This is a genomic window from Streptomyces daliensis (genome assembly GCF_054782395.1).
In genome coordinates this window covers 13,069-26,397 of the sequence record NZ_BAAGSO010000122.1, presented here as the reverse complement: position 1 = coordinate 26,397, position 13,329 = coordinate 13,069, and the positions used below count along the sequence as shown (strand labels likewise).

General features: G+C 68.5%; 12 protein-coding genes and 1 pseudogene. 10 read left to right on the top strand and 3 right to left on the bottom strand.

Going from position 1 to position 13,329, the window contains the following annotated elements:
- The first annotated feature begins 38 nt into the window (after positions 1-38).
- Positions 39-1,484, top strand: a complete 1,446-nt coding sequence (locus ACYVOO_RS35215; RefSeq protein WP_461019794.1) for an MFS transporter — start codon at positions 39-41, stop codon at positions 1,482-1,484.
- 31 nt (positions 1,485-1,515) lie between these two features.
- Here the strand turns inward: ACYVOO_RS35215 and eda are convergent, their stop codons facing one another.
- From eda to ACYVOO_RS35200, 3 genes are all read right to left on the bottom strand, one after another.
- A complete protein-coding gene (gene eda / locus ACYVOO_RS35210) occupies positions 1,516-2,139 on the bottom strand; it encodes a bifunctional 4-hydroxy-2-oxoglutarate aldolase/2-dehydro-3-deoxy-phosphogluconate aldolase (RefSeq protein ID WP_461019793.1) in 624 nt (207 codons plus the stop codon).
- A 95-nt stretch (positions 2,140-2,234) separates the two neighbouring features.
- Complete coding sequence (yaaA, locus tag ACYVOO_RS35205; protein WP_461019792.1) at positions 2,235-3,032, bottom strand: peroxide stress protein YaaA; 798 nt, start codon at positions 3,030-3,032, stop codon at positions 2,235-2,237.
- A 68-nt stretch (positions 3,033-3,100) separates the two neighbouring features.
- Positions 3,101-4,669, bottom strand: a complete 1,569-nt coding sequence (locus tag ACYVOO_RS35200; RefSeq protein ID WP_461019791.1) for an FAD-binding oxidoreductase — start codon at positions 4,667-4,669, stop codon at positions 3,101-3,103.
- Between the two features lie 250 nt (positions 4,670-4,919).
- On the opposite strand from ACYVOO_RS35200, the gene ACYVOO_RS35195 reads away from it, so the two are divergent.
- The 9 genes and pseudogenes from ACYVOO_RS35195 (at position 4,920) to ACYVOO_RS35155 (ending at position 12,899) form a co-directional block, all read left to right on the top strand.
- Positions 4,920-5,798, top strand: coding sequence for a D-alanyl-D-alanine carboxypeptidase family protein (locus tag ACYVOO_RS35195; protein WP_461019826.1), 879 nt, complete (start codon positions 4,920-4,922; stop codon positions 5,796-5,798).
- Positions 5,799-6,024: 226 nt separating this feature from the next.
- Positions 6,025-7,011 carry an acyl-CoA desaturase gene (locus ACYVOO_RS35190; protein ID WP_461019790.1) on the top strand — a complete coding sequence of 329 codons (987 nt, stop codon included), beginning with the start codon at positions 6,025-6,027 and terminating at the stop codon, positions 7,009-7,011.
- Between the two features lie 337 nt (positions 7,012-7,348).
- Complete coding sequence (locus tag ACYVOO_RS35185; RefSeq protein WP_461019789.1) at positions 7,349-7,573, top strand: hypothetical protein; 225 nt, start codon at positions 7,349-7,351, stop codon at positions 7,571-7,573.
- 253 nt (positions 7,574-7,826) lie between these two features.
- Positions 7,827-8,030, top strand: a complete 204-nt coding sequence (locus ACYVOO_RS35180) for a hypothetical protein (RefSeq protein WP_461019788.1) — start codon at positions 7,827-7,829, stop codon at positions 8,028-8,030.
- Positions 8,031-8,035: 5 nt separating this feature from the next.
- A complete protein-coding gene (locus ACYVOO_RS35175) occupies positions 8,036-8,572 on the top strand; it encodes a DUF6879 family protein (protein ID WP_461019787.1) in 537 nt (178 codons plus the stop codon).
- On the top strand, positions 8,569-9,411 hold the full coding sequence (locus tag ACYVOO_RS35170) for a helix-turn-helix domain-containing protein (RefSeq protein ID WP_461019786.1): 843 nt from the start codon (positions 8,569-8,571) through the stop codon (positions 9,409-9,411). The genes ACYVOO_RS35175 and ACYVOO_RS35170 overlap by 4 nt, the downstream gene beginning before the upstream one ends.
- Before the next feature lie 86 nt (positions 9,412-9,497).
- Positions 9,498-9,932: a hypothetical protein gene (locus tag ACYVOO_RS35165; RefSeq protein WP_461019785.1), complete on the top strand. Its 435-nt coding sequence runs from the start codon at positions 9,498-9,500 to the stop codon at positions 9,930-9,932.
- Positions 9,929-10,432 (top strand): hypothetical protein, encoded by a 504-nt coding sequence (locus ACYVOO_RS35160; RefSeq protein WP_461019784.1) that lies wholly within the window; start codon positions 9,929-9,931, stop codon positions 10,430-10,432. Before ACYVOO_RS35165 ends, ACYVOO_RS35160 begins: the two co-directional genes overlap by 4 nt.
- Positions 10,433-11,111: 679 nt before the next feature.
- Positions 11,112-12,899 (top strand): annotated as a pseudogene (locus ACYVOO_RS35155) (reverse transcriptase/maturase family protein).
- The last annotated feature ends 430 nt before the right edge of the window (positions 12,900-13,329 follow it).

Here is a 13,329-nt window from a genome sequence, read left to right as displayed (position 1 = left end):
GTCGTCCTCCTGAGCCGCACTCATCGGAGCGTGCAGTCATGGACATGCCAGCAGCATCCGCGTCCCCCGCCCCCTCCACGACGCCGGGCGGCAACCGTCGCAAGGTCGCGCTCGCAGCGGCGGCGGCATCCGCCGTCGAGTGGTACGACTACTTCATCTTCGGCATCGCCGCCGCCCTCGTGCTCGGCGACGAGTTCTTCCCCTCCAGCAGCCCCGTCGCGGGCGTGCTGGCGGCGTTCGCCACGTTCGCCGTCGGCTTCCTCGCCCGCCCCATCGGCGGCGTCATCGCGGGCCACCTCGGCGACAAGCGCGGGCGCAAGCCGATGCTGGTGCTCGCGCTGACCACCATGGGCCTGGCCACCCTCGCCATCGGCCTGCTCCCCTCCTACGGCACGATCGGCCTGGCCGCGCCCGTGCTGCTGGTCGTCCTGCGCATCGTGCAAGGGCTCGCCGTCGGCGCCCAGTGGGGCGGCGCGATGCTCATGGCGACGGAGTACGCGCCCGAGGGGAAGCGCGGGCTGTACGGGAGCCTCGTCCAACTCGGCGTCCCCATCGGCGTGGTGACCGCCAACGTCGCCTTCCTCCTCGCCGAAGGGCTCACGGGCGGCGACGCGTTCACCTCGTGGGGCTGGCGCATCCCGTTCGCCGTCGGCGTCCTGGTGCTCGGCCTCGCCTGGTACATCCACCACCGGGTCGAGGAGACGCCCGAGTTCCGCGCCGCCGAGCGCGAACTCGCGGAGCGGGAGCGGCGGGAGAAGGGCGCCGCTGGAGGGGACGAGGCGGGTGAGGGTGCGGGGGAGCGGCGTTCGCCGCTGCGCGCGATACTCGGCGGCCACCTCGGCACCGTCTTCCTCGCGGGCGGCTCCTTCGCCGTCAACACCGCGACGTTCTACATCCTCATCACCGGCGTGCTGGACTACACGACCCGCGAACTCGACATGGAGCGCGGCTCGGTGCTGATGGTCTCGCTGCTCGTCAGCCTGACGCAGTTCGCCCTGATCCCGGCCGCCGCCGCGTTCTCCGACCGCGTGGGACGCCTGCCCGTCTACGCGGCGGGCGCGGTCGGCCTCCTGGTGTGGGCCGTGCCCATGTTCCTGCTCATCGACACCACGTCACTGTGGCTGCTGGCGGTGGGCACCTTCGTCACGAGCTGCTTCCTCAGCATCATGTACGGGCCCCAAGCGGCCCTGTTCGCCGAGCTGTTCACGGCCGAGATGCGTTATACGGGCGCTTCGCTCGGCTACCAGATCAGCGCGGTCGTCGGCGGCGGTCTCGCGCCGTTCCTCATGGTGCTGCTGCTGGAGGTGAGCGGGACGTCGATGGCCGTCTCCGGCTACATCATGGTCCTCGCGGTGATCGCGCTCGGCTCCATCGCCGTGCTGGCCCGCAGGGCACGCGAGCGCGCACGTGCGGTCGGAGGCGAGGGTGAGGGCGGGGGCGGGGGCGGCGAGCCGCGTGCCGAGGCGGCGGGCGGCGCGCGCTGACCGTCGGAGCTCGGAGCTCGTGCCGCCGGGGTCAGTCGCGCAGTGCGGCGGCCTCGGCGGCGAGGCGCTGGACGCGGTCCCAGTCCTTCGTGTCCAGCGCCTCCGCCGGAAGCATCCAAGTGCCGCCCACGCAGCCGACGTTGGGCAGCCGCAGATACTCGGCCGCCTTCGCCGCGTCCACCCCGCCCGTGGGGCAGAAGCGGGCGCGGGGGAGGGGCGAGGAGAGCGACTTGAGGTAGGCGGTGCCGCCGGCGGCCTCGGCCGGGAAGAACTTCATCTCCGTCACGCCGCGCTCCAGCAGCGCCACGACCTCCGACGTCGTGGAGACCCCCGGCAGGAACGGGACGCCCGAGCCACGCATCGCCTCCAGCAGCGTGTCCGTCCAGCCGGGGCTGACGAGGAAGCGCGAGCCCGCCTCCACGGCCGTGCGCACCTGCTCCGGCGTGATCACGGTCCCGGCGCCGACGACGGCCTCCGGCACCTCGGCCGCGATGGCCTCGATCGCGCGCGGCGCTGCCTCGGTCCGCAGCGTCACCTCGATCGCGGGCAGCCCGCCTGCGACCAGCGCTCGCGCGAGCGGCACGGCGTCGGCGGCGTCGTCGATCACGACGACGGGGATGACGGGAGCGAGATCGAGCACGGATACGGAGGTCATGCGCTCAGTCTGCCCCGAGGGGGCATGCATTGCAACGATCGTTGCGCACGATGCAACGTCGAGCTGGGGTGGACGCCCGGACGTCCCGCTCGCGCCTACAGCTCCGTGACGATCACGTCGAGCCCGGTCGGCCGTCCCGCCTTCGCGGGGGACGCGGACTCGACGGTGTGGCCCAGGTCCCGTAGCGCGTCGGCCAGTTCGGCGGGGGAGGCGGGGTCGGCGCCCGCCTCCAGGAGGGCCCGGACGATGCGGCCCTTGGTCGCCTTGTTGAAGTGGCTGACGACGGACCGCTTCTCGACCCCGTCCACCGTCTTCGACTGGAGCACCCGCACCGTCGCCGTGCGCCCGGCGACCTCGCCCTTCGGCTTCCACATGGCCGCGTACGCAGTCGAGCGCAGGTCCAGCACGAGCCCGCTGCCCGCCACGTCGGGCAGCACGGACTCCAGCGGGCCGCGCCAGTACGCGCCGAGGGCGCCCAGGCCAGGGAGCTTCACGCCGCCCGAGCAGCGGTAGGAGGGGATGCGGTCCTTGACGCCGACCGCGCCCCACAGCCCGGAGAAGACCAGTAGCGAGCGCGCCGCGCGCTTCTTCGCCGCCGGGCTCAGGGTCGCGAGGCCGAGCGCGTCGTAGAGGACGCCCGTGTAGATCTCGCCCGCCGGGCGTGCCGGTGCCTCCCGGAGCCCGGCGTTCTTGGCGACCTCGTCCCGCAACCCCTCGCTCAGACCCAGCACCTCGCGGGCCTTCTCCTCGTCGCCGGAGCACAGGGTGACCAGCTCGTCCAGCACCGTCTCCCGCGCCCCGGTCAGCCCGGGCAGTGACAGCTCCCCCAGGTCCAGGGGGCGCCCCCTTCCTCCCGTGGCCTTTCCCTCGGACGGCGGCAACAGCACGAGCACGGTCGGTCTCCTTGATCGGCACTTCGGCGGACGGTACCCGCAGCCTACGGGCGCCCCCGCGCGCACCGTCAGACGGCTTGCGGATAGGTGAAGAGCCGGTCCGGGTCGTAGGCGGATTTCACCTTCGCGAGGCGGGCCGCGTTCGCGCCGTAGTAGGCGGAGCGCCAGTTCTTGAGGGAGGGGTCCGCGTAGTTCTGGTACGCCTGGCCGCTCGCCCAGGGGCGCATCGCCTCGTGGGTGCCGTCGAGCCAGCCGCGGTGCCGGGCTACGGTCGCGGAGGAGGCCGCGTCGGGCCAGGAGACGAGGTACTGCGCGAGGAACAGCGCGTCGCGGTGCACGAAGGCCGTGGCTGACGGGTCCACCCTGTTGACCGCGCCGCCGAGCGCGTCGAAGGCGACGCTCCCCGCGCCGCCGCCCGTCAGCCTGGCCAGGCCCTCGACCCGCTTGAGCAGGGCCTTGATCCCGGCGGCCGGGATGCGGTGGGTGTAGAAGTCGGAGCGCGCCGCGTACGACTCGCGCGCCACCTTGCCCCGCGCGGTGCGTCCGGGCAGGGTGCCGCGCTGGTGCGCCTGGGCGAGGGACCAGCCGGAGACGCCGCCCATCACCTTCATCGCGTCCATGAACGGGCGCGTGCGCACGGAGAGGGAGGCGGCCGGGGCGCCCATCCGGTCGGCGAGGCGGTCGAGGCGGTTCTCGATGTCCCTACGGCCGCCCAGCGTCAGCCCGCCCACGCTCACCCGCCCCGGGCGCCCGCCCGCGGGGGCCGAGAGGTGGAGGTTGGCCCAGATCTCGTCGGGCGCTTCCGGTGCCCAGCGCTGCCACTCGCGCAGCACGGCTGCGGCCCGCGACCAGGGCCAGCCGAGGAAGAACGTGGTGCAGGACGGTGCCTCGTGCGTACGGAAGCGTAGCGAGGTGACCACGCCGAAGTTGGCGTTGCCCGCGCCGCGCAGGGCCCAGAAGAGGTCGGGGTCGGCGCCGGGCTCCGCCGAGACGTCGCGGATCTTCCCGTCGGCGGTGACGACGCGCGCCCCGGTGAGGCTGTCGGACGTCAGCCCGTAGGCGCGGGCCACGACGCCGACGCCGCCGCCGAGCGTGAGCCCGGAGACGCCGACGGTGGGGCAGGAACCGGCCGGTATGGTGCGTCCGCGCGCCGTCAGCCTGTCGTACACGTCGATGAGCTTGGCCCCCGCGCCGACGGTCGCCGTCCCGCCCGACGCCTTGACCGACGCCATCCGCTGCACGTCGACGACCAGGCCCTTGCCTGTGGACCAGCCCGCGTAGGAGTGGCCGCCGCTGCGTATCGCCACGGGTATGCCGTGGCGGCGGGCGAAGGCGAGGCACTCGCGCACGTCCTGGGACGTCGCGCAGTAGGCGACGCCGGAGGGGCGGGCCGCGTCGAAGCGGGGGTTGAACAGCAGGCGGGCCGTGGCGTAGTCGTGGTCGCCGGGGCGTACGAGGGTGCCGTCCAGGCCGTGGGCCAGCGCGTTCCACGCCGTGGCCGTGGAACCGGAACGTGCGCTTGACCGAGTGGCCGCCCACCCTGTGCCCGTGCCCGTGCCCGTGGCGAGGCCCGCCACCGTGAGTCCGGCGCCCAGCCGCAGAAGCGAGCGGCGTCCCGGCAGCGGTGCCTGATTCATCCCTGGTGTCCCCTTTGTGGTGCAGTGTTACTGCGGTGCTGTGTTGCCCTGCGTGTGGCCGGTCCGGCAGTCACGAGGACGGGGTGGCGGACGGGGAGGTTGCCGCTTTACGAAATCCTTTACCGGGGCCGTACAACCATTCCCATCGCCGCACGGTCTCCTGAACGCATTTCTGTCGTTCCAGCGAAACAACACGGAGCACTGAGTGAGAGTCATATCCAAGGGGGCCCGCAGGGCGGGCGCGGTCGCGATGACGGCGGGGGCTGTGCTGGCGGCGGGGCCGCTGGCGGCTCCGGCCCACGCGGCGTCGGGCCCGTCCGGCATCAAGGCCAAGGGCGCCTTCCTGCTGGACAGCGGCGCCAACAAGACGCTGTGGAGCAAGGGCGCCGACACCAAGCGCCAGATGGCCAGCACCACCAAGATCATGACGGCCGCGGTCGTCGTCAGCACCAAGAACGCGAACCTCGACCGCAAGATCACCGTGAAGAAGGCGTACCGCGACTACGTCGCCAAGTGGGGCGCCAGCACGGCCGATCTGCGCACGGGCGACAAGCTGACCGCGCGTCAGCTCCTGTACGGGCTCCTCCTGCCGTCCGGCTGCGACGCCGCGTACGCGCTGGCCGACGCCTACGGCACCGGCAGCACCACGGCGGCCCGCACGAAGTCGTTCATCTCGAAGATGAACAAGAAGGCCGCCGACCTCGGCATGAAGAACACCAAGTTCGACTCCTTCGACGGCATCTCGAAGGGCGGGAAGAACTACTCGACCCCGCGCGACATGGCCAAGCTCGGCCGCTACGCGCTGGGCAGCAGCAACATCCGCAAGGTGGCGAAGTCCACGAAGGGCGTGGAGAAGGCCACCAACGGCCGGACGTACACCTGGTACAACACGAACAAGCTGCTCGGTTCGTACAAGGGCGTCATCGGCATCAAGACCGGTACCGGTACGTCGGCCGGGCCCTGCCTGGTCTTCGCGGCGACGCGGGACAGCCGTACCGTCGTCGGCGTGATCCTCAACAGCGCCGACCGCTACCCGGACGCGACGAAGATGCTGGACTGGGCCTTCAAGAAGAAGACCGCTTCCAAGGTCACTCTGCGTCAGCTCCCCGCGGGCGCGCAGCGGGACTGATCCGTCGGCCTGTTCTGGCCTGTTCTGGCCCGCTCTGCCCGGCCCGGCCCGTCGATGACGGGCCGGGCCGGATGCCTGTGCAAGGGCGGATGCCTGTGCGGGGGCGCGACTTGTCAGCCGGGTGAGGGAAGCGGACCTTCCGGCTGCGCTCCGGCTACGTAGAGCCCTTGCTTACCCGTCAGTAAAGTCCGGCTCACGCGCACCGTCGCGACCGAGGAGGACTCTCATGGCACAGACGGGAACGGCGGCCGGACCCGACGCCGCCTGGGGCGAACGGATGGGGACGGCCGACCGCGTCGTCGTGGGCGTCTTCGTCGGCATCCCCTTCGTCGCGGTGATCGTCTCCGTGGCCGTGCTGTGGGGCTGGGGCGTGACCTGGCACGATCTGGTGATCGGCGCGGTGATGTACGCGATCACCATGCACGGCATCACCATCGGCTACCACCGGCTGTTCACGCACAAGGCGTTCAAGGCCGCACGCCCGCTGAAGATCGCGCTCGCCGTGGCCGGGACGATGGCCGTCGAGGGCGACGCGATCACCTGGTGCGCCGACCACCGCCGCCACCACCAGTACGCGGACCAGCCCGGCGACCCGCACTCGCCCTGGCGGTTCGGCACCTCCGTACGCGCGCTGCTCAAGGGCATGGTCTGGGCGCACGTGGGGTGGACCTTCAACAACGAGAAGACCAACCAGCGCAAGTACGTCCCCGACCTCCTCGCGGACCGCGACCTGGTCAGGGTGGGCCAGTGGCAGCCGCTGATCGTCCTCCTCTCCTACGGTGCCCCCGCGGTGGCGGGCGGGCTGTGGGGCGGCGCGGGTGCGGGTGCGGGGGCCGGTGTGTGGGACGCGGGTGCGGCGTGGTCGGCGTTCTTCTGGGCCGGGCTGGTACGGGTGGGGCTGCTCCACCACGTCACGTGGTCCATCAACTCCATCTGCCACATCAGCGGTTCGCGCCCCTTCCGCTCCCGTGACCGCTCGGGGAACGTGTGGTGGCTGGCCCCGCTGTCCGGGGGCGAGTCCTGGCACAACCTCCACCACGCCGACCCGACCTCGGCGCGGCACGGGGTGCTGCGCGGCCAGATCGACTCCAGCGCGCGGCTGATCCGGCTCTTCGAGATGGCGGGGTGGGCGCGGGATGTGCGGTGGCCGAACGAACGGCGGCTCGCGGCGCGGGCGGCGTCGGGCTCGTCGGGGGCGGGGGAGCGACGCTGACGGGGTACGTGTGTGCCGGTGCCGGCACCGGTGCCCGTGCCCGTGCCCCTGTCCGGGACAGGAGACGGACAGGGCGCTGACCAGCCCGGACAGGGCAACCCGTGTCCGGGACAACCGTCGGGTCTGGAGTGCGAACGGCTTCCCCCCGCACCGTCGAGTGCAGCGGAAAGACCGCGCTTCGGAATCCGAGGGGGATTCATGTCACGGCACACACGGGGGCCCGGCACCACCACGACGCTCCATCCGGCCAACGTCTCGGGGCAGGGGCTGCACCCGGGCTGAGCAGGGGGTACATGATCAGGATGCGGACGGCCCGCGCCTGCTGCACGGTGGAGACATGCCTCCACCAGTGATCGTGTACCCACCCGACCCGGAGGGCGGACGGCGCGTACGTGCCGACGGTCAGATCCTCGGCCGCGCGTTCAGCATCTACGACCTGATGGGACTGCTGGAAGGCATCGGCTTCGGCCCGGCCGCGGAAGCCTTCGAGGACCCCACCGTCTTCGAATGGCGCGGCGGCGGCCCCTACACGTGGGAGCCCCAGGCCGACGCGGGGGCGTGACGTGTGAGGAATCGGCGGACGGACTTCACGACGATCGCGGACCGGCTCGACAGCGTGCTGCGGTACGAACGTGCCCCCGTTCTCCTCCGGGAGGACGGGGGTACTTCGTCGTGTCCGGGGCCCCTCCGCTTGCCCGCCTGTTGCGCGCTGCGCCGCAGGTTCACGACATATGAGCAATCTCGCGCAACCCGACGGCGGAAGGACGCTATCCCCCGCATGCTGAGGGGATCTGTCTGGCAACAAAGGAGGATGTATGCCTCTGCGGTTCATCGGCACAACATCTGAGAACGGCAACTGTCCGTCCTTGTACGAGGACACCGAGACTGGCGACATCATCGTCCAAGGAGACCGGCTCACCGACCCAGCCGATCTCGTGGACTTGCGGCACGTGAAAGCCTCGGAGACGTTCGTTCGCGTCCCCCGGGACCTGCTGACCCGCTTCGCTCCGAAGGAGTAAGCCACGTGCCCGATCTGATCCCCTTCGCAGACATCACTCACCACTTCGCCGACTTCGCCCACACCGCGTTCCGACTGGAGACCCGCCGGGCCTACGCCTCGGACCGCACCAGCCCGAACCGATCGAAGTTCGAGCGGGGCGAACGCTTCACCTTCAACCCCGACAGCCCGTGGCATCAGCAGGTCCGCGCCAGCACCAACGAGGGGAAGAGGTTCGAGCGCGTCCGCCTCGTCGACGACCCGCCCACGGAAGGTCAGCGATTCCTGCTCGCGACTGGCGTGGGCAACGTCGCCGCAGGCGAGGACATCCGGAACATGTGGCGGTCCGACGCCGAGCGGCTCAACCTGCCTGACGAGGACTTCTGGCTGTTCGACTCGCGGATCCTGGTCTCCTTCGTCATCGACGAGGACGATGTGACCCTTGGCGTCCACGTCACCGAGGACCCTGCCGCTGTTGTACGCGCCTGCCAGGCGCGCGATGCAGCGTGGCACTACGCCGTGACTACTGCCGAGTTCCAGACGGCGGTAACTTCTGCGATGTGACCACGGATTTCCAGACGGGCCGCCTCGCCCTTGGTGCGCGCTTGCGCGAACTGCGGGTCGAGGCAGGTCTGAACGGCAAGGAGTTGGCGGCTCGGCTCGGCTGGCAGGCGTCCAAGGTGTCCCGCCTGGAGAACGGCAAGCAGACGGCGTCGCCCTCGGACCTGGAGGCATGGGCAGAGGTAACCTGCCGATCCGACGCGAGCGCAGATCTGCACGCCCGGCTCTACGCCCTGGACCTCCAGCAACGCTCGTGGCGCAGACAGTTGGCTACCGGCCACCGCGCGGTGCAGGACAAGCTCGTCGTCGAGTACCAGAACGCCAGCACGGTACGGGCATACGAAGCCACTGTCGTGCCGGGGCTTTTCCAGACCCCCGACTACGCCCGGCACCTCCTGCTGCTCAACGCGGAATTGCACGGCACAACGCCCGACACCGATGACGCGGTACGGGCGCGGATGCGGCGGCAGGAAGTCCTGTACGAAGCAGGCAAGATGTTCAGGGTCCTTCTGTGGGAAGGGGCGCTGCACGCACTCATCTGCCCGCGTGAGGTACTTGCTGCCCAGCTCGACCGGTTGGTGGGACTGATCGGGCTGGACCGCGTCGCGCTCGGCATCGTGCCCTTCGGGGCGGCGATGAAGATCACCCCGAAACACGGATTCTGGATCTTCGACGACGCGCGGGTATCGGTAGAGACCATCAGCGCTGAGGCGCGACTCGATGCACCCGAGGATGTCGATCTGTACATGAAGGCGTGGGAGCGCCTGGACGCAAGCGCCGTGTACGGGGCGAAGGCACACCGACTGATCGCCCGCGCGAGGGCGTCTCTCGGTCTGTCGTAGCAACCGGCGGCAACCCCTCATCCTGGATAAGCAATCCCGTGCAATCGCTCTGACGAGTCGCAATGCCGCTCCCTACGGTCCTGGTCATGGACGTGGTTACGCCCCCGGCAGCGGGGCTGCGGGTCCGTCCCGCCTGGCTGCCCTTGGACGATGAACTCGCCGGTGTCGATGCCGGGGTGTGGTGGGACGCGATCGCCATCGACGGTGACCTCGGCGGCGCCGTCGCCGGGCGGCTGAAGGCCGGGGCGGGCCCGTGCGGTCCGATCGCCGTGGCGACCCGCTCCGCCACGCCCCGCTGGTACTTCCTCGCACCGCTCGGGACGGCCGAGACCTGGACCGAGCCCGGCACCCAGGCGCTGGGCGACGGCTGCCGCATCGGCCTGCCCGGCAGCACCACCGCGACCGCGCACCCCGTGCGCTGGGACGTACCCCCACGGTTCTGCGCGGTCCCACCGCTGAACGATTCGGCCCGGCTGGCCACCGCAGTGGCCGCCGCACGCGCACCCGGTCACGTGTCATGACCGGACCCGACGGTGCGCACTGGCTCGCCCGCTGCTCACCCGCACCGGACACGGTCTTCGCGGCCTGGGCGCGGGAGGAGCTGGCCCGCATCCCCGCCCCGCCCGCGTGGGCGGTGGCCGAGGCGGACCTGCTGCACAGCGTCCGCGCGATGGAACCCCTCTCCCGCACGGCCCGGCTCGGCCCCGTGCTCGCCCACCCCGAGACGGAACGGGCCTGGTGGCTGGTCCCACCCGACGCACACGAACACCTCACCGACCTCCACCGGCTGACACTCCACGAGAGGGGCTGGCCACTGCTGTGCCCGTCACCGCAACACGGGGCACAGGGCATGTGCTGGCTGGAGCGCCCCGACGGTACCGGCAAGCTCACCGACCCGGCCGCGCTTGCCGCCGCCTTCGGCCGAGGCGGACGTGACGGACATCTTCCCGCCGAGGCGTTCGGAGTGCGACACGAAGTCGCTTCGCACAAGCGGGCGATCTGCCAGAGGGAGGAAGGATGATGTAGATCGCCTCAAACCAGTGTCCAAGGTTTGTCCCCAGGCTCGCATGCGTCGCTGGCAACGGCGGGGTGTGAAGCCGAGTCGAAAAGCCCAAGAGCGGCCCGCGCCATCGGGCGGCAACAGGTGAAGGGGAAGGCTGGACGGGCTAAGTGCGCCGTGAGGCGCTCTGTTGTATCCCCGATTCAATCGGGAAGAACTTGGAAGAGTGTTCCTGGGTCCAATGACTAACCTGGAATCGAAAGATGAAGGGGACAGCAGCATGTCAGGAAAGCAGCGACCGCGCGAAGACGTCGAAGCGGGGCGCTGTGGGGCCCGTACGATAAGGCAAAAGCTGGATTGCTTGAAACCTAATCTCCGATCGGTGAATGTCCGCGCCCACCGGAAAGACGTCTGTAATCGGTGCCGCTCCATGCGTCAGTATCGTTCGCCTGCTGATGCAACTTCCGTGGAGCGGGTGATGCCCAGTGAGGGCAGTCAAGGAGATGAGTGGGTTGCCTAAGTCGTGCTCGGACGTACAACAGAGACGTACCGCGGGATCACCTAAAGGGTGCGAGCCCCATGGTGACGGAGCGCCAATAGTAGTCGCAGGATTAACGACCTGCCGGGGAGTCCGGGAAAGCCGGACACAGGGCAAAGTGGCGCAGGTGACAGGACCTTCCGGACGTGCGAGGGATGCGTAATGCAGAACGCCGAAACCGTCTTAGAGGTTATTCGTGAGCGCGGCAGAAGAGGCATGCCGCTGGAGCGACTGTATCGACAGCTGTTCAATCCAGAACTCTACCTGCTGGCTTACCGGAAGTTGTACTCAAATGCGGGTGCGATGACACCGGGTGTCACGGGAGAGACCGTGGATGGCATGTCCTTGGAAAAGATCGAGAGCATCATCGACGCCGTTCGATCTGAGCGGTATCGGTGGGCTCCTGTTCGGCGGACGTATATCCCCAAGCAGAACGGGAAGCGGAGGCCGTTAGGGCTGCCTGGATGGTAGGATAAGTTACTGGCTGAGGTAGTTCGCATGTTGCTTAACGCGTACTATGATGTACAGTTCTCCGAACGTTCCCACGGATTCCGGACCGGCCGAGGATGCCATACCGCACTGCGCGAGATAGCGGATAACTGGCAGGGTGTGAGCTGGTTTATCGAGGGTGATATCACTCAATGCTTCGATCGGCTTGACCATCAGGTCATGATCGAGACTCTGGGCGAGAAGATCCACGATGGCCGGTTCCTTCGGCTGGTGAGCAATATGCTCACGGCGGGGTATCTGGAGGACTGGAGGTGGAACGCCACGCTGAGCGGTGCGCCACAAGGCGGGGTGGCAAGCCCCATCCTCTCCAACATCTACCTCGACCGACTCGATCAGTTCGTCGAAACTCAGCTACTACCGCAATATAACCGAGGTCGTCTACGGAGGACCAACCCTGAGTACAAGAGGGCAGAGAACGCACTCCTACGGGCGCGGAAACGCGGGGACAAGAAATCGGTTCGTGCGCTATCGCAGGTACGCCGCGCATTGCCCAGTCAGGATCCGAATGACCCTGACTACCGCAGGTTGCGTTACGTCCGGTACGCAGACGATATCCTTCTCGGTTTCAGCGGCCCCAAGTCCGAGGCCGTGGAGATCAAGGAGTCCCTTGGCAAGTTCCTACGCTCGGGACTGAAGCTGGAGCTATCCGAGGAAAAGACTCTGATTACCCATGCTCGAACAGGGAGGGCCCGCTTCCTCGGTTACGACATCGTGGTGCAGCACAGCAATGACCGAATCACCCGTGGTCGGAGATCGGTCAACGGTGTCATCGGACTGCGTGTCCCCGAGGAAGCGATCACGCGGAGAAGCGCCTTGTACATGCGGCGGGGTGAACCCGCACATCGGCCTCAGATGCTGAACGATCAGGATTTCACGATCATCAGCAAATACCAGGCCGAGTATCGAGGTGTGATCCAGTACTACCTTCTGGCCTCCAACGTCTACCGCCTCAGCAGGCTGCGGTGGGTCATGGAAACCTCGCTTCTGAAAACCCTGGCTTCAAAGCACCGTGCCACGGTTTCCGCAACAGCCCGTAAGTACAAGGCCGTTATGCAGACCGATGAAGGGCCAAGAGTGTGTTTCCGTACAGTGGTTGAACGTGGCGAGGGGAAGGAACCGCTGGTCGCGTGGTTCGGAGGGATCCCGCTGAAGCGGAAAGTAGAGGCGAAGCCCATTGACCGGGCTCCCGTCTTGGCGACGACACAAGGAAATGAGCTAATCCACAGGCTCCTTGCCGGGAGCTGCGAACTATGCGGATCTGCCAGGAGATTGGAGGTCCACCACATCCGCAAGCTCGCAGACCTGAACAAGCCAGGACGTAGAGAAAAGCCTGCATGGGTAAAGACCATGGCAAAACGGCGACGGAAGACCCTCGTGGTCTGCCGCTCCTGCCATGAGAGTACGCATGCCGGGCGACTCACAGTTGTTCCCCTCAAGTAGTCACTGGAGAGCGGTATGCGATCAAAGTCGCACGTACCGTTCGGCGGGGGGCCGTCGGAAAAGGACCTGACAAGCAGGCACCTCGCCGGCGGCCTACCCGACTGCAAATGAACCCTTGATGAAGCCTCGTGACCTCCTAAGTCGCGTCGATGGCGTTGCAATCGGCGACTACAGGGCCTGGTGATGAGAAACACCAAGCGATCTCCGGTCTTCCGAAGCCGGGGAGAGGACACCGCGGCCCCGGGGTTAAGAGGGAGCCCACCCCAGCCGCATCTTGGCGGAGCGGAACGTGGAAACCCCGTTGGAGTCCGGCAGGAGCCGGTAAGCCGGAGGTAACAATGGCTTAACTCTCCAGCGGGACAGGATGATCCGAGAAGCGAATGCCGACAGGGCGAAAGCCCAGGGGAATCAGGGCGGCTTTCTCGACCGC

Bases quoted from the DNA above. Each gene is read 5' to 3' on its own strand.
- ACYVOO_RS35215 (WP_461019794.1), top strand. From the start codon at position 39: ATGGACATGCCAGCAGCATCCGCGTCCCCCGCCCCCTCCACGACGCCG.
- eda (WP_461019793.1), bottom strand. From the start codon at position 2,139: ATGACCTCCGTATCCGTGCTCGATCTCGCTCCCGTCATCCCCGTCGTC.
- ACYVOO_RS35200 (WP_461019791.1), bottom strand. From the start codon at position 4,669: ATGAATCAGGCACCGCTGCCGGGACGCCGCTCGCTTCTGCGGCTGGGC.
- ACYVOO_RS35195 (WP_461019826.1), top strand. From the start codon at position 4,920: ATGACGGCGGGGGCTGTGCTGGCGGCGGGGCCGCTGGCGGCTCCGGCC.
- ACYVOO_RS35190 (WP_461019790.1), top strand. From the start codon at position 6,025: ATGGCACAGACGGGAACGGCGGCCGGACCCGACGCCGCCTGGGGCGAA.
- ACYVOO_RS35185 (WP_461019789.1), top strand. From the start codon at position 7,349: ATGCCTCCACCAGTGATCGTGTACCCACCCGACCCGGAGGGCGGACGG.
- ACYVOO_RS35180 (WP_461019788.1), top strand. From the start codon at position 7,827: ATGCCTCTGCGGTTCATCGGCACAACATCTGAGAACGGCAACTGTCCG.
- ACYVOO_RS35165 (WP_461019785.1), top strand. From the start codon at position 9,498: ATGGACGTGGTTACGCCCCCGGCAGCGGGGCTGCGGGTCCGTCCCGCC.
- ACYVOO_RS35160 (WP_461019784.1), top strand. From the start codon at position 9,929: ATGACCGGACCCGACGGTGCGCACTGGCTCGCCCGCTGCTCACCCGCA.